Here is a 21,095-nt window from a genome sequence, read left to right as displayed (position 1 = left end):
CGACCAGTGCAGACGGGACCGATTCGCGAGTGGGCCGCAGATCACGGACGGCGGAACGTATCGTCCGCTTATCTCCACCGGAAACCGACGGGGTCGGCTGGCGGCTCGAGCGGGCTCGCCGGCAACCCGCTCCCGACGTCGGGGTCGTTGTACCCCCGCGGTGCGACGTCGTTCGGCCCGTCGGGATAGCAAAGCGAGGCGAGTAACTGGAGCTGGCCGCGGCCGACGTCGAGTTCGAACTGGCCGCCGCCGTAGAGGCGAATCCCCCGCTCGTCGCAGTAAGCGATCGTCTCGAGTAGCGACTCGAGCGAGCCGAACCGGGACGGCTTGATATTGAGCCAGCCGGGCTCCCACGGGAGCGCCTCGACGTCCTCGAGGCCGTGGATCGGCGCGTCCCACGAGGTCCGCTCTCGAATCGACGGATCGTCGAACAGCGGTTCGGTCGCCGAGGTGAGCGCCGGATCCTCGAGGACCGCCTCGGGAAACGCCTCGAGGACGCGTTCGTACAGGTCGGGATCGGCGGGAACGTCGACGTCGGTTCCCTCGTACTGGCCCTTGAGGTCCAGAATCCGGACGGCCGACGGATCGACGGTTTCGCGGATCTCCTCGATCAGTTCCGCGTCCCAGGACGGCGTCGGATCGAGCTTGAACTCGAGGCCCGGTACGCGCTCGCAAAGCGCCTCGAGGCGCTCGACCGTCGGCGGGTCGCCGAGACGGGTGCTCGCGACGAATCGTACCGGCTCGAGCGAGCGCTCGAGGCGACTCGAAAGGTCGGTTCCCGCCTGCCGGAGCGCGAGGTCGAGCGCCGCGCTCTCGACGCCCCACCGGCGGTAGTTACGAAAGACCTCGCGGTCGGGTTCGCCCGCCGGAAAGAGGTCGAGGTCGTCCAGATGCGCCGAAAACGACTCGAGGTCGTACGCGCCGGTGAGGTCGGGAAGGCCGGTCTCCGCCAGCGCGTCGTGTTCGTCGGCGTCGTAGGTGACGTCCTCGCCGATCCCCGTCGGTCGGTCGTCGACCGATTCGCGTCCGGGACCGACGAGGCTGATCCGAGTCGTCACCCGCGTGAAATCACTCGAGGTCTCGCGGGCGGTCCGTTCGGTCGAAACCGATTCGACCTCGAGCGCCAGGTCGGCGATCCGATCGTACTCCATGCGTCGTCCTCGCGGGCCAGCGACAAAACGTTTCATCGGAGCCAGGCTGGTTCGGGGGGCGAAACGCGAAAACCGATCCGAAGAGGGGACGTTCCCGACCGGAGACGCCGGTTGGTGGCGGGAGCGCTATCATACGGTCTGCTATGAGTCTTTACCGGTCGATCGCAGAACGGTGGGCGATCGACCGGCAATCAGTTAGGGATTATCGTAGCCTCCCGGAGGTCTCGAAACCGGACCTTCGACACTGTGTCTCGGTTCTTCAGCGGGAAACTATGAACTCCTACGATAATCCCTAAGTCATAGCAAACCGTATCAGTCGTCGCCGCGCTGGCGCTGCCTGAGGTTCTGCCGGGTGAACTGTGGTTTGACGCGGGTCGTCCGGCGCTTCCGGAAGCTTCGGTAGAGGAGGACAGTCACCACCAGCGAGAAGCCCGCCGCGACGATCGCCGCCCGCGGAGCCTCGAGCGCGTAGAGGACCCCCATCGAGAACAACGACATGGTGAGCAACATGCCGTAGATCAGCCGCTTTGCGAGTTTATCGAAGACGTTCTCCGAGTCCTCGACGCCGATGCGGACGTAAAGGTCGTCGCGGTCGAGCCGATCGAGGGCACGTTCGGCTTTCGGGGCGATCCGGGTCAGCGACTCGCCCGTCCGCCGGAGGTTCTCGCCCGATTCCGAGAGGTACTGTCTGATGGACTCCTCGCGGTAGCCCTGTTCGGTAAGATAGTCGGTTGCCGTCGCGATGAAGTCGAAATTCGGATCGAGGGTGACACAGACTCCCTCGACGACGGTGGCGACCCGGAGGACGAGCGCGAGGTTCTTCGGCAGGCGAAACGGAAAGACGTAGATCGAGTCCTCGATCTGGCTGACGATCTGGTTGACCCGGTACTGTTCGACGTCCTCGCCGCGGGCGTCCTGGATGGCGATCTCCATCACCTCGGCCATCGTGGCCCGATCCGCTTCGGGCGAGAGCGTCCCGATCTCGATCAGGGCGTCGAGGATCGCGTCGATGTCCTGGTTTGCGACCGCGACGTAGAACTCGACGATCTTCCCCTGGACGAACTCGTCGACCCGACCGGACATCCCGAAGTCGTAGAAGACGATCGTGCCGTCGTCGGTGACCGCGAGGTTACCCGGGTGAGGGTCGGCGTGGAAGACGCCGTCGTCGATGATCATCTGGAGGTACGACCGCTCCAGGTTCTCCGCCACCTGCGTCCGGTCGATCCCCCGTCGCTCGAGTTCCTCGACGTCGTTTATCTTCGTCCCCTCGATGTACTCCATCGTGAGCACGCGCGGCCCGGAGTGGCTCTCGACGACTTCGGGAATGAGAAACCGGTCGTCGTCGGCGAAGTTCGAGCGGATCTCGGTCAGCATCTCGGCTTCGCGCACGTAGTCCATCTCTTCGCGAATCGTCTTCGAGAACTCCTCCGCCAGGTTCTCGAGCGAGAACGAGCGGGATTCGTCGACGAAGTAAAGCAAGATCGGCAGCGACCAGTGGATGACACGCAGGTCGGCCTCGACCAGTTCCTCGACGTTCGGTCGTCTGACCTTCACCGCGACGTCTCGGGGTCCGTCATCCTCGAGGGAGGTCCCGTTCGGCGCGCGGTCCTCGGCGATTCGGGCCCGGTACACCTGGCCGAGGCTCGCGCCGCTGATCGGATCGGTATCGAAGGCCGCAAAGCGGTCGTCGACGGGCCCCAGTTCCTCCTCGAGCACCCGTTTCGCCGCCGGCCACTCGGCCGGCGGCACCTCGTCCTGGAGCGTCGAGAGGGTGTCGATGTACTCCGGCGGCAACACGTCCGGTCTGGCCGAGAGCAACTGCCCGAGTTTGATGAACGTCGGTCCGAGCGTCAACAGCGACTCGAGTAACACCTCCGCCCGGTGACGGTGCGTGGCGTTATCGACCGAACGGGGCCGGCCGAACAGGAGAAACCGACGGCGGTCGCGGGCGTACGCGAGTAACAACGGGAGAAACTGCCACGCGACGAGGACGAATCGCCTGTACGCGCGGAGAGAGACCAGCCTCGGTCACCTCGGTTCCGGATCCTGGGGGTCAGCCGCGTCGTCTGCGTCGCGGTCGGTGATGTCGCGTTCGGTGATGTCGCGGTCGGAGCCGTTGCTGTCGGGGCCGTCGACATCGCGGTCGGAGCCGTTGCTGTCGCGTTCGACCACGTCGATCGTCGTCTCAGGCCGTTTCGACCGCTTGGGAATCGTAAGCTCGAGAACGCCACGATCTACCGAGACGTCCGCTTCCCCCTCGAGTGCGTCCTCGGGAACGGGTAACTCGACGTCGAAGAAGATCGACCGGTTCTCCTCGAGATAGCGGTACTCGCCGGGGAGGTCTTTCTCTCGCTGTGCCTCGATCCCGAGATGACCGTCTTCGGCGGATACCTCGAGCGCGTCGGCGGTCACGCCCGGTACGTCTACCACGAGAAGGTAGGCGTCGTCGCTCTCGAGCAGATCGAAGAAGACGTCCTCTGAGAGGTCCCGCAATGCGTCACGGAGCGCTGACATGGATACACGTTCGATCGCCGATACGAAAAAGGCCGCGGTACCGGCGGGGACGAAAGGGACACGAACCGACCGCCGAAACGGAGAGACCCGACCGGCTGGACCGGGGGTCACGGGCTTCTTCGCAGATCGAGGCCGTCCCTGACGACGGCGACGAGCAGGACGAGACAGATGAGGATCATCGCGCTCTGGGAGACCGTTGCAACGACTGAGTCGACGGCGTCGTCGGCGACCAGCGCGATCGCGTCGGGGACGACTCGAGCGGAGCCGAGGATCCCCAGAAGCGCGAGCACGCCGATGCCGTAGACGGCGATTCGATCCCGATCGAGTTGTCGACCCGCGACGCCGAGAAGCGCGATCACGACGCCGAAAAACGCCGGGATGAGGGCGGTCACGCTCGCGAAGTCGGTGGCCACGTACGCGCCGACGCCGAGTGCGACGAGGACGGCTCCGAGGACGATGCCGAGCGTCGACGTAAGCTGGCTGGAGTTACTCATACGACTGACGTTCTCGTCCGATGACGAAATCGTTTTGGTCGACGCGTCGAACGCCGGTCTTCGAATCCGTTCCCCTACGCTTTTGCCCACGGGCGACTCGAGTCACCGTATGAAAGGTGCCGACCGAGAGCGCACGGAGGCCGGATTCAAGGTTCGGACGCCGGTCGACGAGGCGCGCCGGGTTCTACGGGACGCGATCGAGAGCAGCGACCGAGCGGACGACGAATCGGCGAATCCGGTCGGGACGGAGACTGTCGACGTCGAACGCGCGGACGGCCGAGTTCTGGCGACTCGGGTCACGGCCGCCCGGAACGTTCCCCACTATCGACGGGCGGCGATGGACGGCTACGCCGTCCGTGCCGCCGACACGTTCGGTGCCAGCGAGCGCTCGCCCGAGGTGGTTCGGATCGCGGACGGAGAGGGGGCGGACGCCACCGTCGACGCTGGAACCGCCGCACGCGTCCACACCGGGAGCGCGCTCCCGGAGGGAGCCGACGCCGTCGTGATGATCGAGCGAGTGGTGGAACTCGAGGAACGAGGCGAACTCGAGATCGAGGACGCCCTCGCGGAGGGCGAAAACGTCGCGCCGATCGGCGAGGACGTCGAAGCCGACCAGACCCTCTACGAGGCCGGACACCGGCTCCGTCCCTCCGACCTCGGCCTCCTTCGATCGGCGGGGTACGCCCACGTTCCGGTTGCGAACCGGCCGACGGTCGGCGTCGTTCCGACCGGCGAGGAACTCGTCGAGGACGATCCCGGTCCCGGCGAGGTGATCGAGACCAACGCGCTCACCGTCTCCAGACTGGTCGACCGCTGGGGCGGCCGGTCGACCTATCGAGACGTCGTCACCGACGATTTCGACTCCCTCCGGGTCGCGATCCAGCGCGATCTCACGAAAGACGTCGTCGTCACGACCGGCGGCTCCTCGGTCGGCGAGCGCGACCTGCTGCCGGAGGTGATCGACGACCTGGGCGAGGTGCTCGTCCACGGCGTCGGGCTCAAACCCGGCCACCCCGTCTGTCTCGGCATCGTCGAGGGGACGCCCGTCCTCGCGCTTCCAGGGTATCCGGTCGCCTGTATCGTCAACGCCGTTCAGTTTCTCAGACCCACGCTCCGGTGGCTCGAGGGGACAACCCCTGACCCTCATCCGACGACGCGAGCCACGCTCGAGCGAAAGATACCGAGCGAACCCGGCACGCGAACGTTCGCCCGCGTCCGACTCGACGAGCGGACGGCCGACGAACGTGACGGAGACGACGAGCCGGCGTTCGCGGCGACGCCGACTCGGGCCAGCGGCTCGGGCGTTCTCTCGTCGGTTGCGCTCGCGGACGGCTGGGTCGTCGTCGACGACGATCGGGAGGGGATCCCCGCCGGAGAGACGGTCGCCGTCGAAAACTGGGAGCCAAGCGCTTGATTGGTCCACTGAAGCGCCTGATTGTCTACTGTAACGATTGACGGCGAGACCGCGACCGGGCGTTTCCAGCCCGGACGGCGGCAGGAAAAAGCGGCAATCACGTCACCGTCGACTTCGGTTCAGGTCCCTCGAGTTCGAGTACCGACCGCCGGAGCGGTCGCGAGTCTCGTCGTCTTCGAGCACCCGGTCGAGCCGGCGTTCGAACTCATCGTCGGAGAGTTCGCCAGCGACGTACCGGGACCGGAGACGGGACTCCGGATCGGCGGCCGTCGACTGGCGCTCGTCGTCGCCGATCGAACGACCGACCGACGTCGACCGCGTCCGCGTTTCGGAGTCCCCCCGGTCGCGGAGAATCGAGAATAGCCCGATCGCTGCCAGCACGAGAACGCCGACGACGACGGCCGTGACGAGCAGGGAAACGACCGTCGCGACGAGCGAGAGGACGGCGCTGAGGATCGTCCAGACGATAGCCAGGGCGAGTACCCCGAGCAGGAACACGCCGACCCCCTTGAGGAGGAGCGTTCCGAAGCGGCCCATACGCGTTTTACGGTCGACGGCTACAAAAATGCCCACGTCCGGATCTCTCGAGTACACACGGAACCTGCCTCTTCTCGAGTACACAGCGTAGCCGGCCGCCTCGAGCTACGACCCGTTCGAGCGTGGCTCGTCCGGGGTTGTGGCCATCGGTTCGGCTCGAGCGGTCAGACTGATGAGATAGACGTCGAGCAGACAGACGAGGACGACGGCGAACGGAACCGCGACATCGACATAGCTGACCGACTCGAACTGCAAGGCCGTGATCACGAACGGCTCGCCGGGTTCGAACGCGCCGGAGAGAGAGCGCGCGCTCAGGAACGCGAGCGCGAGAACGTAGAGACCGAACCAGATCACCCCGCGTTTCCACTGGCCGAGATAGCAGTGGCCGAGTCCGGCCGCGAGCGCCGTCAACGGGTACGCCAGCTAGACCGGACGTGTGAGTTCAGCCATCGTTCTCGAGTACGTCGTCGAACGGAATCCGTGTTGCCCCTTCAAGGCGGGCGAACATCGATTCGGCGTCCGACCGGGTGTCGAGTTGCGTCCGCCGGAGGGTTTCGATCGCGTCACGGGCGCGCTCGAGGTGTCGCTCGACCGTCGACGGTCGATCGTCGCCGAAACGGACGAACTGAGACGTTTCGGGACCGACTTCGTCGGTTTCGGGTCGTTCGGCAGTTCCGGAGAGCGCTCCGATCGCCGTTCGGTGGGGTTCGTCGGTCCGATCGGGATGGGCGATCAGTGCTGCGGTCAGCCCACGAGCGTAGCGTTCGATCGCCGCCCGCGTCTCCGTCGTCGCGCCGACAGCCGTCGCGCCGAGCGCACTCGCCGTTTCGGCCAGGACAACGTCCGGGTGTGCGGAGACGTCCGGGCTCGAGGCGGAACTCTCTGGAACGCGCTCGAAAAACAGCGCCGCGAGCGTCGTCGATCCCTCGGTAAGAATTCGGTAGAGCTCGAGAGAACGGCGGTCGGGAACGGCGGTCTCGGCGGCCATCGTGTACGCGGCGGCGTGGAGGTAATCGCTGGCCAGTACGGCAGCGTCTCGAGCGTTTTCCCGGTCGTACCGATCGGTCGCCAGCAGATCGAGTCGGATTCGAGCGTACCCCTCGAAGGTCACCGCGGCCTTCGTCACCGGCTCGAGGGACTGAGCAGGCCGTCCTCCGGTACGCTCGTCGCTGGCGCTTGCGGCTTCACCGGCGATCGTACAGAGGGCGGCGGCCAGGGAGCGATCGCGGGCAGGAAGCGAATGCGAGACGATCGACCGAACAGAGGGGGAAAGCCCCTGCAACGGGGTATCTGTGGAGGCGGTGTCGTCGTGCGTGGAGGTGTGTTCGCTCATAGTAGTGGGCCAACGGCGGAACTACGTCTCTCGGTCCGATTCGAACCGATCGCCGTCCGGGGTTCGATCGGGTTTCGATGCGGACGTCGACGGACGCTCAGCCGAGAACTCGACGTCATCGGCGAGGAGTTCGTCGAAGATCCTGGCGACGAGCGCCGTGCGTACTTCGGCGAGGTACTCGTCCCGTTCGAGGGTGAGCTGTCGGATCCGGGCCCCGTCGATCGCGGCGATCAGCAAGGCTGCCGTCCGTTCGGGGTCGTGATCGACGAATTGGCCGGCGTCGATCCCGTCCTCGAGAATTCCTTCGAGTGCCGCCCGTAGGCGATCGTCGCTTCGGCGGAGTTGCTCGCGGTAGCGATCGTTGTAGGGTGCCTGCGTTCGGAGTTCGAGCATCGCCGTGTGAAACGACTGCTGGTCGCTGCCCTCCGATCCGTAGAGAAACCAGTCGACGAACACCGAGAGCCGTTCGGCGGGCTCGAGGGAGTCGATCTCCGCGACCCGGTCGTCGATCACCTCGAGCAGGTACTCGAGAAAGTCGACGACGAGGTCCTCTTTCGAGTCGTAGTGATAGAACAGGAGGGACTTGCTCTTGTCAGTCCTGTCGGCGATGTCCTGTGCCGTGAGATCGGTGTAGCCGTGCTCGCACAGCGCCTCGTATGTCGCAGTCATGATCTCGTTGCGAACGTCCGGATCGGTCACTAGCTGACCCATTGGTCAGGAACGCATAAAAGAGGTTTCGTTTCCACACGCTGTCACTTGCGGTACTGTCGGATACCGAACTGGTCGTACTCGCCGTAGGCGATCTCGAGCGAGCCGATCCACCAGTTCCATCGCTCTGCCGGCGTTCCGTCGGGCGCATCCGACAGTTCCTCGAGAACGACTTCGGTCGTCAGCGGGACACCGACGTCGTCCGCATACGCACCCGAGTCGGCGAGATCGACAGCCTGACGGACGACGACCCGGGACTCGCCGTCGGTTCCGGCGAACTCCTCGCGCAAGCGCCTCTCGAGGCGCTCGGGATCGATGAACACAGTCGGTCGTAGGAAGGGAATCCACTTGACTGTTCCATCGAACACGAAGTCGCAAACGAGACGCGGACAGCTACCGCAGGCGATCTCAGAGAGGAAGTTGTTGGCCGGGGAAGCGGAGGTCATTGGCCGACGAGAAAGGGAGGGGGTTATTGGCCGACAGTAGGAGAGGAGGTCATTGGCCGACAGAGGGGGAAACACAAAAAGGGGAGAGGACGCCGGTTCGGCGAAGCTTTCCGGGGTAGCGGCTGGGTCCCATCCATCGCGCACACGGTCGGGTTGAAACGATGTTCTTTTGAGCGACGGCCGTCTTCCGTCGGACATGGCAAGTTTCACTGTCGTCGTCGGCGACCCGGATACCGGGTCGTCCTACCAGCTCGAGGCGGAAGAACAGGACGCGAATCGATTCATGGGACGATCGATCGGCGAAGAGGTCGATGGCGGTGCAGTCGGTCTCGACGGCTACACCCTCGAGATTACCGGCGGATCGGACGACGCCGGTCGACCGCTCAGCGGGGACGTGACGGGACCGAACCTGACGGAAGTCCTGATGGAAGGACGCCAGACTGGATATCACCCGTCTCGTGACGGCGAGCGACGACGGATCACGGTCCGTGGAGGCGAAATTTCCGACGCAGTCGCACAGATCAACGCATCGATCGTCGACCGCGGAAGCACCGACGTCGACGAACTGATCGGCGGCGACGAGTAAGATCGATCTCATCCCTGACATCCCCGTATGACAGATCGTATTTCGAGTGACCACCCCTCGATACGGACGGTTCGTGCCACGTGTACCGAGACGGCAGGTGGCGTACGCCTCGACGTTCCAGCGGACGACCGTGATGCGTTTCCGATCGACGACGTCGTCCGGATCGTCGCCGACCGTGAGACGCTGTTCGCACGGATCGACCGAGCGCTGACCGGCGACGACCTCTCTGTCCCTGGCGTTTACGAGACGCCGGAGGCGGCGCGAGACCCCGGCGGCCAGACCGATCGGCTCGCCGAATGGACCGACGAACACGAGGTCCGAGCGGGCGGCTCGATCCTGATCGACGTCGTCGAACCCGACTACCTCTACGGCCTCCGCGAGCCGGGAACGACGGCCTACTACGACGCCGTCGAACCGCCAAACGAGAGTCTGAGCGCCATCGCAAAGCGCCTCGAGGAAACGTAAGAACGAGTCCCGTTGGTCAGACGGTCTGGTGTCCGTCGGTGTCGTGTGAGCGCGATCCGCCAATCCTCCGGGTCGTCGACGGTAGTACGTTTAGAAGCTACTGGAAATCACTGCACACCTGATCGCTCGAGGAGCGCGGTTCGGAGCGTACGCGGTTCGGAGCGTACGCGGTTCGGAGCGAGTGGAACGAGCGAGAACCGCGCAACGGCGAACGGGGAACGAAGTGACCCGTGAGCGAGTGAAACGAGCGAGAACCGCGGAACAGCGAACGGGGAGGAACGACCCGTGAACTGTGCGATGGGTATGTAACTAGTTCCAGTCGTCACTGTATTAGGCGACCGCCCCGCCGGATCAGTGCTGGGACAGGAACGCGTACAGCAAGAGGCCGAACGCGAGGTGTTGAACCATCGCGTCCTCGATGGTCGACCGAGCGTAGTCCTCGTTCGCGATCGAATACTCTTTCGTCCGAACCCTGGCGTGCATCGAGAGCACCTCGTCTTCGTTCAGTTCGTGCAAAGACGGGTATATCGTCCCCGGACTCAACTGCGTCCCGAAAAAGCTGGACAGATCCGAAATGAGCTGTTCGCCGTGTGTTCCGTCACGTAATGCGATGAGCATCAGGAGGATCTCGTCGACGTTCTCTTTGACGATGTCCTCGTCGAACTCCACCTCGTCGGTTGGGAGTGCGCCGTCGACCTGAGACATCAGTTCGCCGAGTTCACGCTCGACTGCATCCGTCGAGCCCTCCGACGCATCGGGTGCGTTCGATTCCGACGTTCCGTTCGTACTCGTCCTCGAGAAGTTCTCGAGGACGGATTCGGTATTAGTTACATCCTCACGCATTGGCGATCACTGCTGGGGGTTCGTCGGTGGGTCTCGACCACACGTATCGGGTATACGATAGACAACTGTGCGAGCAACCCCACCACGACTACTGAGTTTCTGGAACCACCGGCTATTAAACGACAGGGAACCAACCGAACCGATTTGTGATAAATCAATAGATATGATACAATACAATAACTAAAACCAACACCACATAGGTTGTTCGCCCAGAAAATATTGTCTGACCTCCAAATATTCCACTTCCTTTCCGGTGTGAACCCCTATTTTAATCTTTTACCGAATGTTCGTGGTATATTATAACTGTTCTGGCCGAACAGCAGGCGACGACGGCGACGGTAATCGGGGAAGGGTACGCCCGGTCGTGAAAGACGATCGGTTCGAGTGTCGACGATATCGCCGAACCACGGACTCCGACGGCCGAATCGGGCGGGCGACCGACGCCCTTTTCCCCCTCGTGAGGGAACAGCGGATATGAGTACACCGCGCGAAGCGTTTCTGGCTGGCGAACGACCCGACGACGTCGCGCTCTTTCTTGCCGACTCGTACGTCTCCGACGAGCGACTGGAACGATTCGGCAATCCCGTCGACGGCGGCGTACTGATCGTCGTCGACGGCGACCGGGGCCGGAGTGCGTTCGAGGCGGCGACCGGGACCGGCGCGATGGAGTTCGCCAAGTCGGCGATGAGCCTCGAGGGAATCGTCGATCCAGACCTCGCGGGTGGGAGCTGTCCGGACGCGTCGGACGGCGACGACCACGAGCCACAGTTCATCTTCGCCTTCGCTGAGGAGGAAAACGAAGGCGTCGGCGGGATCTACGCCGAGGGCGACGTGATTCACGCCTACGCCAAGTGTCGCTGCGGGACGGCGTACTCCGATCGGTGGAACGTTACCGACTCGTAACGCGAGTCGACGAGGGCCGGCCAAGAGAGAGTCCAGAGCCAACCCCACCGGTATCCATCGGCTCCCACACCGTTCGACGATCCGACTCGGTCGAGCCGAGTGAGCAAGGGTTTTCGAGGGGCCGGCCGTAGCCCACCGCATGACCGAACGGTACGACGTGATCGTCCTCGGCGTCGGCGGTATGGGAAGCGCGACGGTTGCCCAACTCGCCGACCGTGACGTCGACGTCCTCGGACTCGAGCGCTACGACGTCCCTCACACCTATGGCTCCTCTCACGGCCTCACCCGACTCTTCCGGCTTGCGTACTACGAACACCCGGCTTACGTTCCGCTGGCTCGCCGGGCCGAAGAACTCTGGCACGATCTCGAATCCGATTACGACCGCCAGCTCTTCTATCGAACGGGATCGATCGACGCCGCGCCTCGAGACGATCCGCTACTCGAGGCGGCTGAACGCGCCTGCGAGGAACACGGCCTCGAGTACGAACTGCTCTCGAGCGAGGAACTGGCTCAGCGCCATCCCGGATACGAGCTACCCGACGACTACGCGGCGCTCTTCCAGCCCGAAGGGGGGTTCCTCCGCCCCGAGGAGTGTACCGTCGCAAACGTCGAGCGCGCACACCGCGCTGGAGCGACGATTCGCGCCCGCGAGCGAGTCGTCGACTGGCGCGGGACCGACGGCGGCGTTCGCGTCGAAACCGATCACGGCGCGTACGAAGCGGATCGACTCGTGATCACCGCGGGCGCGTGGGCGACCCAGTTCGTCGATGCGCTCGAGGGGATCGCAGTTCCGGAACGCCAGGTTCTCGGCCACTTCCAGCCCGGCGATCCGGAAGTGTTCAGCCCGGACCGGTTTCCCGTCTGGACTCTTCAGGCACCCGAGGGGCGGTTTTACGGCGCTCCCGTCTACGGCGTTCCGGGGTTCAAGGTCGGCCGCTACAACCACCGCGCGGAAACCGTCGATCCCGACGCCTTCGAGCGAGAGCCGACTCAAGCGGACGAACGGCTCCTCCGCGAGTTCGTAGAGGAGTACTTCCCGAACGCCGCCGGACCGACGATGCGTCTCGAGACCTGCCTGTTTACGAATACGCCCGACGATCACTTCGTCCTCGATACGCTCCCCGACTATCCACAGGTCGCCGTCGCCGCGGGGTTTTCGGGACACGGGTTCAAATTCGCAAGCGTCGTCGGCGAGATCCTGGCGGATCTCACACTCGAGGGGGAAACCGACCACGACATCGAGATGTTCTCGCTGGATCGGTTCGACTGATCGACCGCCGACGGCGTCGTCTCGGGACGACTCCGCCCTCCGGGAGCCGAAGGCCCTCGAGTCTCTGCGCTTCGAGTCTTACAGCGATCCGTCCGGACCCCCGGGGGGTATTTCCCACCGCGAAGCCGACCGGTCTTCAACCTCGAAGCCGACCGGTTCTCAAACGTGAACGTATACACGGCGAACGATTTCCGCCGTCGGTCGAAACGGTGGCTCGTGTTTCCCTCCACGTTCGCCGAGACGGATCCCTTCCGGACTCGAGTCGTCTACGACCCGTCGGTCGGCCGGCTACAGATAGTCGTCGACGCGTTTTCGGAGGACGCAGACGTCGACGCCGCGGCAGACTCGAACCGCGTCCACATTCGAATCGACCGCGACGGTGAGGTCTACGATCGAACCATCGCGTCGCCGCGGGGGCGGCGCTTTACGGACGATCGCGAGGCCGTGTTCAACAACGGCATCCTCACGGTTTCGCTCGAGACAGTCCGCAGATCGAGTCGGAATCGTATCCGATGGAGAATCGATCCGTAGCCGGGAGATTCGGAACTTCTCGAACGGAACTATCCACGACGAACGGCACGCCGCACTCGAGTGGGTGCGTTCGCCTGCAGTGTGCTTTTGACCGGCGATCCGATACGACCGTCATCGATCGTTCGTAGCGTCTCGGCTCCGATGGAGCGGGCGATCGTCGATGCTCTCCAGGAATGTCAACTGCAACCGCCCGATTCGACGGCGACGGGTTCGTTCCCTTCTTTCGTCGCTACACGAAGACCTGGATCCACGCGGTCGCGACAGCCGGCCTGACCGCCTTCGGAACGCTGACGTTCGTCGACCGCTGGTTCGCGGTCCTCGCGATCGGTTCGTACGTCCTCCCGCCGATCGCCCTCTACGTCAGCGGTGGTCGAGCCAGCGTCGACGGAGAGGAAGAAGACGTCCAACGCCGGAGTTCGGTCGCCGAGTCGGAAACCGAGCGGGGAGGTCTCGAACGGAGCGAACGGAAGCGCGAGGAGAACCGATCGAGAACGACGACGGAACCGGACGATCGCGGAGACGCTCTCGAGGGCGAACACGAACGGGACAGCCTCGAGGGCGAACACGAACGGGACAGCCTCGAGGGCGAACACGAACGGGATGGCCTCGAGGGCGAACACGAACGGGACAGCCTCGAGACGGGCGTCGACGGCACCGCGACCGAAGACGGTACGACGATCGAACAAAGCGGTGCGGAGACCGATCGACCACGGTGGGGGCGGGTCGACTCCCCGACGGAGACGACGCTTTCCGACGTCGTGGTCACCGACACCGATGCCGCATACGCCGTCGGTGAGCGCGGATTCGTCGTTACCGGCGGTGGACAGGGGTCGTGGAACGTTCTCCTCGAGGACGGGCCGGCCGCGTCCGGGAACGACCTCCGCGGCGTCGACGCGACGGACGACGGTGGCGCGGTCTGGATCGCCGGCGATAGCGGTTCGCTGGGGCGGATCGAGGCCGACTCGGGTCGACACGCCGACTACACGGCACCCCGCGATCTCACGGACAACTGGCTCGGCGTCGCGGTCGGCGGGCCGGCGGGGAACGAGACGATCCTGCTGATCGACGGCTCCGGTGAGGTCCTCCGAGGACGCTACCGCGACGGCGACCTCGAGTGGGCCGAGCCGGTGAAACCCGGCGGCGGCTCCAGTCTGAGCGGGGTCGTTCTCGCCGACGAATCAACCGGGCTCTGCTGTGACACCAACGACGGCGTGTTCAGAACCGACGACGGCGGAAAGTCCTTCGACCGGATCGGACTCGGGGGAGCCGACGGAACCCTCGAGGACGTCGCTGCGGACGGCGACGGAAGCGCGCTGGTGTGTGCGGACGACGGCGTCGTTCACCGCTTCGACGGAACGACGTGGACGCCCGAACGAGTCGGCGAGGCCGCCCTGACGGGGATCACACGGTCCGGCGACCGAATCGCCGTCTGTAGCGCCGACGGTTCAGTGTACGAGCGAACCGCCGACTCGACGGACTGGGATCGGTTCGAGACCGACGTCGGGTTGCTCGCCGCATCGCTCGGTCCCGATCGATCCGTCGCCGTCGGCGATGCGGGAGCGATCGTCGAGCGGAACTGATCGTCGCCGCGGGCAGCGGGCGTACTCGAGCCTCTCCGAGGTAATGCGGATCAGGCCGGAGTCGAGTCCGAACGCCTGAGCCGAAGTCGAGTCCGAACGCTCGAGTTCGGAGACAGCGTCACAGTCCGAGCGGTCGAGTCGAAACCGACATCAATTCACTCGAGCCGGAACCGACGTCGATTCACTCGAGGTCGAGAACAGCGCCACAGTCCGGACACTCGAAGGTGTCGTCAGGCGAAACCCGCATGTCGCCGCGACCGCAGTCCGGACACTCGACGTCGCCGTCCTCGAGGGTCGGAACGCTCGAAATCCGAATCTCGTCCGTCTCTCGGGGAGCGCCCAGTGCCAGCGCAACCAGTCGCTCCTCGGCGTCGTTCCACCCGGACTGGAACTCGCCCGGCGCGAATCGGATCGCCTCGTTATCGCCGACGACGAGTTCGCGACGGTCGGAATCGGCTCCCTCACTGCCGTCGGCACCCGATCGGACCGCGAACGTCGCCTCCCCCTCGAGAACGAGGAACACCTCCTCCTGGTCTACGTGTGCGTGAATCGAGGCGCTGAATCGTTCGCCGGGCTCGAGAACGTATCGCGTGATGGCGACGTGGTCGGCGTTCAACGGCTCGGCGACGTCGCGCCGGTCGGTGTGGACGTCGGGATCGACCGGTTCGGCCTCGAGGTCGTCGATCGAGACGCGTTCCATACGCCGCGTTCGATCCGTCGTCGGATAGCAGTTTGGTCGAAAAGCGGGTCATACGGTTTACTGGCAGTCAGTACCGAATACCGGGTGCTGTCCCGCGGTCTCAGGTACACAGTGACGGCAATCCGTATCAGTCCCGCGAGAGGACGTACCGCATCACGAGTTGCAGGATGTGGACGAAGACACCGGCGACGGCGATGTAGACGCCGATCGTCTGGAGGGTCGCCGAGGCATCCCGCTTGTCCCGGACCTGCCAGATTTCGTACCCCAGCCGGAGCAAGAAGCCGAGGAAGATGAAGACGAAGCCGACGAAAAGCAGGATCTGCAGGACGAACGTCCCGATCGCGATCGCCGCGACGCCGCCGAGGAACGCGAAGTTGGCGAACCGGCCCCAGTGTTCGAACGTCGCGGCGCGGGCGTAGACGTACCCCGAAATGACCGCGGTCACGACGGCGGTGACGATCGCCGTCACCCCGAGGATGGTCAGGTGAGTCTCCGGCGGGGCGAGCGAAATGACGCCGGCCCCGAAGGTGCCGAACGCGAACTGTAACAGCGCGACGCCGACGAAGGCGATACCCGCATCACCTCCCTTCACGCCCCGCTCGGCGATCAACTCGCCGGCCATGATCGCCGCACCGTAGACGAGCACGCCGACGATCGGCGCGGCGAACAGGTAGTCGTTGACGACAGCCAGCGGCGTCGAGACGAAGACGTACATCAGCGCCACGTTGATCGCCATCAGCGCGCTCGCGCCGCCGATGATCCGGGCCTCGCGACCCGAGATACCGAACCCGCGACCGGTCTCGTGTGGCGTCTCGAACGAACTCATCGGACGTCCCTTCCCCGCCTGCGCGGAAAAGACTACCCCCGGACGGGATTTCGCTCGATCGCTTCTGCGAGGAACTCGAGGGCGAACGCTTCGATCTCGTCCCGGTCCGTGTACTCGTGATCGCGGGAGGTGTCGGTGTCGCCGCCTGCGCTCCCCGCGATTCTGCGTACGACGAGCGGGAAACGCGGGAACGCGAGAAATAGGGACGAAATTCGGAAGCTCGAGGGGGAGACGGGCTCGAAGCGGGCGGCGGATCAGCGTGCGTCGATCCACGCCTCGATTTCGTCGGCCAGCGCGCCGCGGCGGTGGATCGTCTCCGTCGAGAGGTCGACGACGGTGCTCTCGGTTCCCGGCGTTTCCCCGCCGTCGAGGACCACGGCCGCGTCGCGAACCGACTCGGTGACCTCCGCGACTCGGCGAGCGCTTGGTTCGCCGCTTCGGTTCGCGCTGGTCGCCGTGATCGGCCGGTCGGCACGCTCGAGCAACGCGAGGGCGGGCTCGCAGTCGGGAACGCGGATTCCGACGCGATCGCGGGCCGCGGTGAGGACGTCGGGGACGACCTCCCGGCGCTTACAGAGGAGGGTGACGGGGCCAGGGAGGAAGGCGTCGGCGAACGCCCGCTCGCGGTCGGTCGCGTCGACGTACCCCGCCTCGAGCGCCGCCCCGAACCGGGGGACGGCGAGCGAGATGGGTTTCGCTCGATCCCGGCCTTTGACTGCGAACACCCGTTCGACCGCGTCGGCCTCGAGCGCGTCCGCGCCGAGGCCGTAAACGGTCTCCGTCGGGTAGACCACGAGCCCTCCCTCGCGGATGGCCGTCGCGGCTCGATCGAGGTCGTCCGGTTGCATGTCTACGCGTCCTCGCGTCGCGGGCAAAAACGTACCGTCACGACCGAGGTGCTCGGGCGAAGGATGGAACGCGTTGCGGTGTCCGACACGGCAAGACACTTACTGGTTCCCGACGACATGAGGGGTATGCGCCGCCGCGCCCTCCTCGCGACGGTCGGGACGACGACGCTCGCCGGCTGTGCGGCTGGCTTGCCGACGATCTGTTCCCGGCCGTCGCTTCGCGCCGATCGCCTCGAGTTCGAGACCGACCGACTCCGATCGATCAGCAGGTGGGTCGGGCAGGAAGACGCCGCGCTCGCGACGCAACCGGCCCACGTCTCCCGGTTCGAACCGCCCGAGGAGTTCGCGGCCGAGACCGACGCGGAACTGGTGGACGAAGACCGGGCCGTTCTCGAGGAGACCGCGTTCGAGGAGGCGTTCGTCGTCGGCATCATCGTCGGTTCGTCGGGGCAATCGAGCGACGCGCGGGTCACGCACGTCGTCCGCGAGGACGACCGCGTCCACTGTTACATCTGTATCCGCAGGCGAGGGATGACCGACGACTGGGCACCCCAGTCACGACTGGTTCGCGTCGACTCCTCGTGGGAACCCGAGACGGTGCGCGTGACGTTTACGAACGGTCAGGACGGCACGCAGACGTTCGACTCCGACGGAACGTTCGAGCCGGTCGGCGGGTTCTGAAACGATCTGCTACGACTGATTGCCGGCCGATCGCCCACCGCTGTGCGATCGGCCGGTACAGACTCCTAGCAGACCGTACGAGACGGGACGGTTCCGACGACCGGCCGGAGGCGAGCGTGTCCCGATCCGACTCCGCTCTCGGGGCGTCGTCGAACGCGAGAACTACTCGAGTCCGAGCCGTTCCTCGAGGTCGTCGTAGTCGGGAAACTCCGGCCACTCGGCGGCGACCCAGGCCGCCTCGACCGTCAGATCGGGGTCGAGAGCGAAAAAGGCGAGTCGAGGTTCGCCGACGCCGGCCATCCCGTCGAGGTCGTGGGCGATACCGTAGGACGCCGCGACGTCGTTCGCCGGATCCGAAAACAGCGAGAACGGATACTCGCCGTCCTCGAGGAGTCCTTTGACGCCGTAGGGGTTCGCGGCCGTGACTCCGACGACGTGAGCCGCCCGCCTGTCCCAGCCGCGGTCGGCGAGTTCGTCCAGGACGTACGTCGCGAGAAACGAGCCGGCCATCGGGAAGAAAACCAGAATCGTCGGATCGGTATCGCCGGACTCGGCGACGAGTTCCGACAGGGACCGGTCTTCCCAGAACTCGGCGGTGACGAGCGGACGGGTGAAGTCGGGGGCGCGGTCGCCCGGTTCTGGATGATCCGCCGGGCCGAGGTCGACGACGTCGAACTCCGGCATCAGTCGTCACCCTCCGCCGTCGATTCCGGCTCACGTGCCGCCGATTCCAGCCGCCCGTTCTCGCCGTATGTCGACTCGAGGTAGTCGACGATGTTGGCGCTTTCTGCCATCGTGACGCCCGTCGTTTCGTCGACGACGACCGGGACGGTTCGGACGCCGGCGACGCGTTTGACGACGTCCCGGTCCGAGTGCATCGGTTCGACGAACCGCGATCGGTACTCGAGGTCGTACTCGTCGAGTGCTCGGGTGACTCGTTCGCAGTACGGACAGCCCTGGAGCCGATAGAAGGTGATCGGCGGGCCGGAGCGTTCGCTCATAGTCATTCGTTCGGGAAACGACCGGGTAAACGTATCGTCACCCGCAAATCGCGGGTAGAATGGTAAACGGTTAACCGATTCGGACACAACCCCCACCATCGATGGCGTTTTCGCTTCCCGTCGAGTTGGTGCTCGCCGCATACGAGGTCCCCGTCGTCGGACTCGAAATCGAGGAATCGACGGTGACGATCTTCGGCGTCGTAGCCGTGGCGGTGCTCATCGCCCTCTCCGGGTTCTTCTCCTCGTCGGAGATCGCGATGTTCAACCTACCCAAACACCGCCTCGAGGGGATGGTCGAGGAGGGAATCGAGGGGTCGGAGCTGGTCAAGGAGTTAAAGGACGATCCCCATCGGTTGCTCGTGACGATCCTCGTCGGGAACAACATCGTCAACATCGCGATGTCGTCGATCGCGACCGCCGTCCTTTCGATACACTTCGGCGGCCTCCTCGGCGTGATCCTCGCGACGTTCGGTATCACGGCGATCGTCCTCCTCTTCGGGGAAAGCGTCCCCAAATCCTACGCGGTCGAGAATACGGAGTCGTGGGCGATCCGGATCTCGAAGCCGCTCAAAGGCACCGAGTACCTCCTGTTCCCGCTGATCGTCCTCTTCGACTACCTCACCCGGCAAGTGAACAAGCTGACGGGATCGACCGGCGCGATCGAATCGCCCTACGTCACCAGAGACGAGATTCAGGAGATGATCGAATCCGGCGAGCGCGAGGGCGTCCTGGAAGAAGAAGAACACGAGATGCTCACCCGCATCTTTCGGTTCAACAACACGATCGTCAAGGAGGTTATGACGCCGAGACTCGACATGACGGCGGTTCCGAAGGACGCGGGAATCGACGAAGCGATCGAAACCTGTATCCAGAGCGGTCACGCCCGGATTCCGGTCTACGAGGGGAGTCTCGACAACGTCCAGGGCGTCGTTCACATCCGCGACCTCGTGCGCGATCTCAACTACGGCGAAACCGAAACCGAAGCCCTCGAGCTATCGGATCTCATCCAGCCGACGCTGCACGTTCCGGAGTCGAAAAACATCGACGAACTGCTGACCGAGATGCGTGAAAACCGGATGCACATGGCGATCGTCATCGACGAGTTCGGCACCACCGAGGGGCTGGTGACGGTCGAGGACATGATCGAAGAGATCGTCGGTGAAATCCTCAAATCCGGCGAAGAAGAGCCGGTCGAGCAACTGGACGAGCGGACCGTCATCGTCCGCGGCGAAGTCAACATCGAAGACGTCAACGAGGCCCTCGAGATCGACCTCCCCGAAGGCGAGGAGTTCGAAACCATCGCGGGCTTCATCTTCAACCGCGCTGGCCGTCTCGTCGAGGAGGGTGAGGAGATCACCTACGACGGCGTCCGAATCACCGTCGAAACCGTCGAGAACACGCGCATCATGAAGGCTCGTCTGCACAAACTCGAGGAGCCGCCCGCGGGAGACAACGAGGGCGACGAAGAGCCACCCGAAGGGACCAACGAAATCGAGTGAGCCACCGCGGGTTCGATAATGCGTGATGGAACAGCATACAGGGCGTAGCGGATATATTGGCTACAGGTCTCGCATATGTGTGAGCCATCCAAAGAAATAATAGAGCAGACAGTGTATCCGTGAGTATGACTGGTCGTGGCCTCGGCTCGTGGACTGATGACCTCTCTGCCCGAGAGCGCGTCAGAGAAATCGCTACGACGCTCACGGGACCTCGTTCCGTCGAATGGGTACGTGAACAGGCACAGGTGTCGTCGTGGCAAACCGCGAAAGACGAGTTGGAGATGCTCGTCGAATTCGAGCAGGTCCAGGCTGTCGAAGGCGACGCGGGGAATACGAAGTACGCTCCGAACTACCAGCTTCGGTACTTCAGCGAAGTAACCGAGTTGATCAACGACCACACGCGGGCGGAACTCAGAGAGGAAATCGCGTCCATCCAGGCCGAAATCGACGAGTGGAAGCGCGAATTCACCGTCGACTCCCGGGAGGAGTTGGAATCGACACTCACCGACGACGAACTCGACAGCGATGCCATTCGGGACCGCAACCGCGTGTTGCGGCAGTGGGAACGCTATGAAGACAACAAGCGCCTGTTGAAACACGCGCTGGAACTCTACGACGACGCACGAGAACTCTACCCGGGCCAGAACGACTCATCGAACTCGTCGGTCCCACTCTCTCAGTAAGCCGGGCTGATGATCTTTCTCGCCAATCGCGCAAATCTCGATAAACGTACGCTTCTCACCCGAATTCATAATCGGCTCCAGA

General features: G+C 64.4%; 25 protein-coding genes. 10 read left to right on the top strand and 15 right to left on the bottom strand.

All coding sequences use genetic code 11. The features are described 5' to 3' along the window. Positions 1 to 68: 68 nt before the first annotated feature. The 4 genes from EA473_RS11880 to EA473_RS11865 form a co-directional block, all read right to left on the bottom strand. On the bottom strand, positions 69 to 1,151 hold the full coding sequence (locus tag EA473_RS11880; RefSeq protein WP_124195876.1) for a hypothetical protein: 1,083 nt from the start codon (positions 1,149 to 1,151) through the stop codon (positions 69 to 71). A 312-nt stretch (positions 1,152 to 1,463) separates the two neighbouring features. After that, positions 1,464 to 3,116 (bottom strand): ABC1 kinase family protein, encoded by a 1,653-nt coding sequence (locus tag EA473_RS11875; RefSeq protein ID WP_207890173.1) that lies wholly within the window; start codon positions 3,114 to 3,116, stop codon positions 1,464 to 1,466. A 63-nt stretch (positions 3,117 to 3,179) separates the two neighbouring features. Beyond that, positions 3,180 to 3,665: an Hsp20/alpha crystallin family protein gene (locus EA473_RS11870; RefSeq protein ID WP_124195874.1), complete on the bottom strand. Its 486-nt coding sequence runs from the start codon at positions 3,663 to 3,665 to the stop codon at positions 3,180 to 3,182. Between the two features lie 107 nt (positions 3,666 to 3,772). Beyond that, complete coding sequence (locus EA473_RS11865) at positions 3,773 to 4,159, bottom strand: hypothetical protein (protein ID WP_124195873.1); 387 nt, start codon at positions 4,157 to 4,159, stop codon at positions 3,773 to 3,775. Positions 4,160 to 4,268: 109 nt separating this feature from the next. Between EA473_RS11865 and EA473_RS11860 the strand changes: the two genes are divergently transcribed. Beyond that, positions 4,269 to 5,573: a molybdopterin molybdotransferase MoeA gene (locus EA473_RS11860; protein ID WP_124195872.1), complete on the top strand. Its 1,305-nt coding sequence runs from the start codon at positions 4,269 to 4,271 to the stop codon at positions 5,571 to 5,573. Positions 5,574 to 5,675: 102 nt separating this feature from the next. Here the strand turns inward: EA473_RS11860 and EA473_RS11855 are convergent, their stop codons facing one another. The 5 genes from EA473_RS11855 to EA473_RS11835 all read right to left on the bottom strand — a co-directional run bounded on the left by EA473_RS11855 (position 5,676) and on the right by EA473_RS11835 (position 8,474). Further along, the gene (locus tag EA473_RS11855; protein WP_124195871.1) at positions 5,676 to 6,110 is read right to left on the bottom strand and encodes an SHOCT domain-containing protein; all 435 of its coding nucleotides are present in this window, start codon (positions 6,108 to 6,110) and stop codon (positions 5,676 to 5,678) included. Positions 6,111 to 6,215: 105 nt separating this feature from the next. After that, complete coding sequence (locus tag EA473_RS11850; protein WP_243645242.1) at positions 6,216 to 6,533, bottom strand: hypothetical protein; 318 nt, start codon at positions 6,531 to 6,533, stop codon at positions 6,216 to 6,218. A 19-nt stretch (positions 6,534 to 6,552) separates the two neighbouring features. Next, on the bottom strand, positions 6,553 to 7,443 hold the full coding sequence (locus EA473_RS11845) for a hypothetical protein (protein ID WP_124195870.1): 891 nt from the start codon (positions 7,441 to 7,443) through the stop codon (positions 6,553 to 6,555). Positions 7,444 to 7,464: 21 nt separating this feature from the next. Then, positions 7,465 to 8,142 (bottom strand): TetR/AcrR family transcriptional regulator, encoded by a 678-nt coding sequence (locus EA473_RS11840; RefSeq protein WP_124195869.1) that lies wholly within the window; start codon positions 8,140 to 8,142, stop codon positions 7,465 to 7,467. 53 nt (positions 8,143 to 8,195) lie between these two features. Continuing rightward, on the bottom strand, positions 8,196 to 8,474 hold the full coding sequence (locus tag EA473_RS11835) for a hypothetical protein (protein ID WP_124195868.1): 279 nt from the start codon (positions 8,472 to 8,474) through the stop codon (positions 8,196 to 8,198). 319 nt (positions 8,475 to 8,793) lie between these two features. On the opposite strand from EA473_RS11835, the gene EA473_RS11830 reads away from it, so the two are divergent. Together EA473_RS11830 and EA473_RS11825 are read left to right on the top strand one after the other, a co-directional pair. After that, the gene (locus EA473_RS11830; RefSeq protein WP_124195867.1) at positions 8,794 to 9,183 is read left to right on the top strand and encodes a 30S ribosomal protein S6e; all 390 of its coding nucleotides are present in this window, start codon (positions 8,794 to 8,796) and stop codon (positions 9,181 to 9,183) included. A gap of 27 nt (positions 9,184 to 9,210) precedes the next feature. Continuing rightward, entirely contained in the window at positions 9,211 to 9,648 is a 438-nt protein-coding gene (locus EA473_RS11825; protein ID WP_124195866.1) for a DUF7112 family protein, read from the top strand. Between the two features lie 351 nt (positions 9,649 to 9,999). Here the strand turns inward: EA473_RS11825 and EA473_RS11820 are convergent, their stop codons facing one another. Continuing rightward, entirely contained in the window at positions 10,000 to 10,491 is a 492-nt protein-coding gene (locus EA473_RS11820; protein WP_124195865.1) for a helix-turn-helix transcriptional regulator, read from the bottom strand. A 474-nt stretch (positions 10,492 to 10,965) separates the two neighbouring features. Here EA473_RS11820 and EA473_RS11815 point away from each other — a divergent pair, with 474 nt between their 5' ends. The 4 genes from EA473_RS11815 to EA473_RS11800 all read left to right on the top strand — a co-directional run bounded on the left by EA473_RS11815 (position 10,966) and on the right by EA473_RS11800 (position 14,775). Beyond that, a complete protein-coding gene (locus EA473_RS11815) occupies positions 10,966 to 11,394 on the top strand; it encodes a DUF5807 family protein (RefSeq protein ID WP_124195864.1) in 429 nt (142 codons plus the stop codon). A 139-nt stretch (positions 11,395 to 11,533) separates the two neighbouring features. After that, entirely contained in the window at positions 11,534 to 12,664 is a 1,131-nt protein-coding gene (gene solA, locus EA473_RS11810; protein ID WP_124195863.1) for an N-methyl-L-tryptophan oxidase, read from the top strand. A gap of 216 nt (positions 12,665 to 12,880) precedes the next feature. Then, a complete protein-coding gene (locus EA473_RS11805) occupies positions 12,881 to 13,195 on the top strand; it encodes a hypothetical protein (protein WP_124195862.1) in 315 nt (104 codons plus the stop codon). Positions 13,196 to 13,368: 173 nt separating this feature from the next. Next, positions 13,369 to 14,775 (top strand): WD40/YVTN/BNR-like repeat-containing protein, encoded by a 1,407-nt coding sequence (locus tag EA473_RS11800; protein WP_124195861.1) that lies wholly within the window; start codon positions 13,369 to 13,371, stop codon positions 14,773 to 14,775. A gap of 181 nt (positions 14,776 to 14,956) precedes the next feature. Here the strand turns inward: EA473_RS11800 and EA473_RS11795 are convergent, their stop codons facing one another. The 3 genes from EA473_RS11795 to EA473_RS11785 all read right to left on the bottom strand — a co-directional run bounded on the left by EA473_RS11795 (position 14,957) and on the right by EA473_RS11785 (position 17,149). After that, entirely contained in the window at positions 14,957 to 15,475 is a 519-nt protein-coding gene (locus tag EA473_RS11795) for a cupin (protein WP_124195860.1), read from the bottom strand. 127 nt (positions 15,476 to 15,602) lie between these two features. Beyond that, positions 15,603 to 16,301, bottom strand: a complete 699-nt coding sequence (locus tag EA473_RS11790) for a hypothetical protein (RefSeq protein ID WP_124195859.1) — start codon at positions 16,299 to 16,301, stop codon at positions 15,603 to 15,605. A 254-nt stretch (positions 16,302 to 16,555) separates the two neighbouring features. Next, entirely contained in the window at positions 16,556 to 17,149 is a 594-nt protein-coding gene (locus EA473_RS11785; RefSeq protein ID WP_124195858.1) for an L-threonylcarbamoyladenylate synthase, read from the bottom strand. 126 nt (positions 17,150 to 17,275) lie between these two features. Here EA473_RS11785 and EA473_RS11780 point away from each other — a divergent pair, with 126 nt between their 5' ends. Next, positions 17,276 to 17,830, top strand: a complete 555-nt coding sequence (locus EA473_RS11780) for a hypothetical protein (protein WP_124195857.1) — start codon at positions 17,276 to 17,278, stop codon at positions 17,828 to 17,830. 162 nt (positions 17,831 to 17,992) lie between these two features. On the opposite strand, the gene EA473_RS11775 is transcribed toward EA473_RS11780, so the two are convergent. Together EA473_RS11775 and EA473_RS11770 are read right to left on the bottom strand one after the other, a co-directional pair. After that, entirely contained in the window at positions 17,993 to 18,514 is a 522-nt protein-coding gene (locus EA473_RS11775) for a redoxin domain-containing protein (RefSeq protein ID WP_124195856.1), read from the bottom strand. Further along, a complete protein-coding gene (locus EA473_RS11770) occupies positions 18,514 to 18,831 on the bottom strand; it encodes a glutaredoxin family protein (RefSeq protein WP_124195855.1) in 318 nt (105 codons plus the stop codon). The genes EA473_RS11775 and EA473_RS11770 overlap by 1 nt, the downstream gene beginning before the upstream one ends. Positions 18,832 to 18,932: 101 nt before the next feature. Between EA473_RS11770 and EA473_RS11765 the strand changes: the two genes are divergently transcribed. Together EA473_RS11765 and EA473_RS11760 are read left to right on the top strand one after the other, a co-directional pair. Next, complete coding sequence (locus tag EA473_RS11765) at positions 18,933 to 20,330, top strand: hemolysin family protein (RefSeq protein ID WP_124195854.1); 1,398 nt, start codon at positions 18,933 to 18,935, stop codon at positions 20,328 to 20,330. Positions 20,331 to 20,455: 125 nt separating this feature from the next. After that, entirely contained in the window at positions 20,456 to 21,013 is a 558-nt protein-coding gene (locus tag EA473_RS11760) for a DUF7342 family protein (RefSeq protein WP_124195853.1), read from the top strand. The last annotated feature ends 82 nt before the right edge of the window (positions 21,014 to 21,095 follow it).

It is taken from the genome of Natrarchaeobius chitinivorans, from assembly GCF_003841505.1.
Lineage (GTDB): Archaea > Halobacteriota > Halobacteria > Halobacteriales > Natrialbaceae > Natrarchaeobius > Natrarchaeobius chitinivorans.
The sequence above is the reverse complement of the archived record's forward strand: the minus strand, read 5'-3'. Positions and strand labels throughout refer to the sequence as shown.

Excerpts from the sequence above, each read along its gene's own strand:
- EA473_RS11865 (WP_124195873.1), bottom strand. The coding sequence starts at position 4,159 with ATGAGTAACTCCAGCCAGCTTACGTCGACGCTCGGCATCGTCCTCGGA.
- EA473_RS11790 (WP_124195859.1), bottom strand. The coding sequence starts at position 16,301 with ATGAGTTCGTTCGAGACGCCACACGAGACCGGTCGCGGGTTCGGTATC.
- EA473_RS11770 (WP_124195855.1), bottom strand. The coding sequence starts at position 18,831 with ATGAGCGAACGCTCCGGCCCGCCGATCACCTTCTATCGGCTCCAGGGC.
- EA473_RS11830 (WP_124195867.1), top strand. The coding sequence starts at position 8,794 with ATGGCAAGTTTCACTGTCGTCGTCGGCGACCCGGATACCGGGTCGTCC.
- EA473_RS11820 (WP_124195865.1), bottom strand. The coding sequence starts at position 10,491 with ATGCGTGAGGATGTAACTAATACCGAATCCGTCCTCGAGAACTTCTCG.
- EA473_RS11870 (WP_124195874.1), bottom strand. The coding sequence starts at position 3,665 with ATGTCAGCGCTCCGTGACGCATTGCGGGACCTCTCAGAGGACGTCTTC.
- EA473_RS11785 (WP_124195858.1), bottom strand. The coding sequence starts at position 17,149 with ATGCAACCGGACGACCTCGATCGAGCCGCGACGGCCATCCGCGAGGGA.
- EA473_RS11765 (WP_124195854.1), top strand. The coding sequence starts at position 18,933 with ATGGCGTTTTCGCTTCCCGTCGAGTTGGTGCTCGCCGCATACGAGGTC.
- EA473_RS11845 (WP_124195870.1), bottom strand. The coding sequence starts at position 7,443 with ATGAGCGAACACACCTCCACGCACGACGACACCGCCTCCACAGATACC.
- EA473_RS11825 (WP_124195866.1), top strand. The coding sequence starts at position 9,211 with ATGACAGATCGTATTTCGAGTGACCACCCCTCGATACGGACGGTTCGT.
- EA473_RS11800 (WP_124195861.1), top strand. The coding sequence starts at position 13,369 with ATGTCAACTGCAACCGCCCGATTCGACGGCGACGGGTTCGTTCCCTTC.
- EA473_RS11880 (WP_124195876.1), bottom strand. The coding sequence starts at position 1,151 with ATGGAGTACGATCGGATCGCCGACCTGGCGCTCGAGGTCGAATCGGTT.
- EA473_RS11780 (WP_124195857.1), top strand. The coding sequence starts at position 17,276 with ATGCGCCGCCGCGCCCTCCTCGCGACGGTCGGGACGACGACGCTCGCC.
- EA473_RS11855 (WP_124195871.1), bottom strand. The coding sequence starts at position 6,110 with ATGGGCCGCTTCGGAACGCTCCTCCTCAAGGGGGTCGGCGTGTTCCTG.
- EA473_RS11860 (WP_124195872.1), top strand. The coding sequence starts at position 4,269 with ATGAAAGGTGCCGACCGAGAGCGCACGGAGGCCGGATTCAAGGTTCGG.
- solA (WP_124195863.1), top strand. The coding sequence starts at position 11,534 with ATGACCGAACGGTACGACGTGATCGTCCTCGGCGTCGGCGGTATGGGA.
- EA473_RS11775 (WP_124195856.1), bottom strand. The coding sequence starts at position 18,514 with ATGCCGGAGTTCGACGTCGTCGACCTCGGCCCGGCGGATCATCCAGAA.
- EA473_RS11815 (WP_124195864.1), top strand. The coding sequence starts at position 10,966 with ATGAGTACACCGCGCGAAGCGTTTCTGGCTGGCGAACGACCCGACGAC.
- EA473_RS11760 (WP_124195853.1), top strand. The coding sequence starts at position 20,456 with ATGACTGGTCGTGGCCTCGGCTCGTGGACTGATGACCTCTCTGCCCGA.
- EA473_RS11795 (WP_124195860.1), bottom strand. The coding sequence starts at position 15,475 with ATGGAACGCGTCTCGATCGACGACCTCGAGGCCGAACCGGTCGATCCC.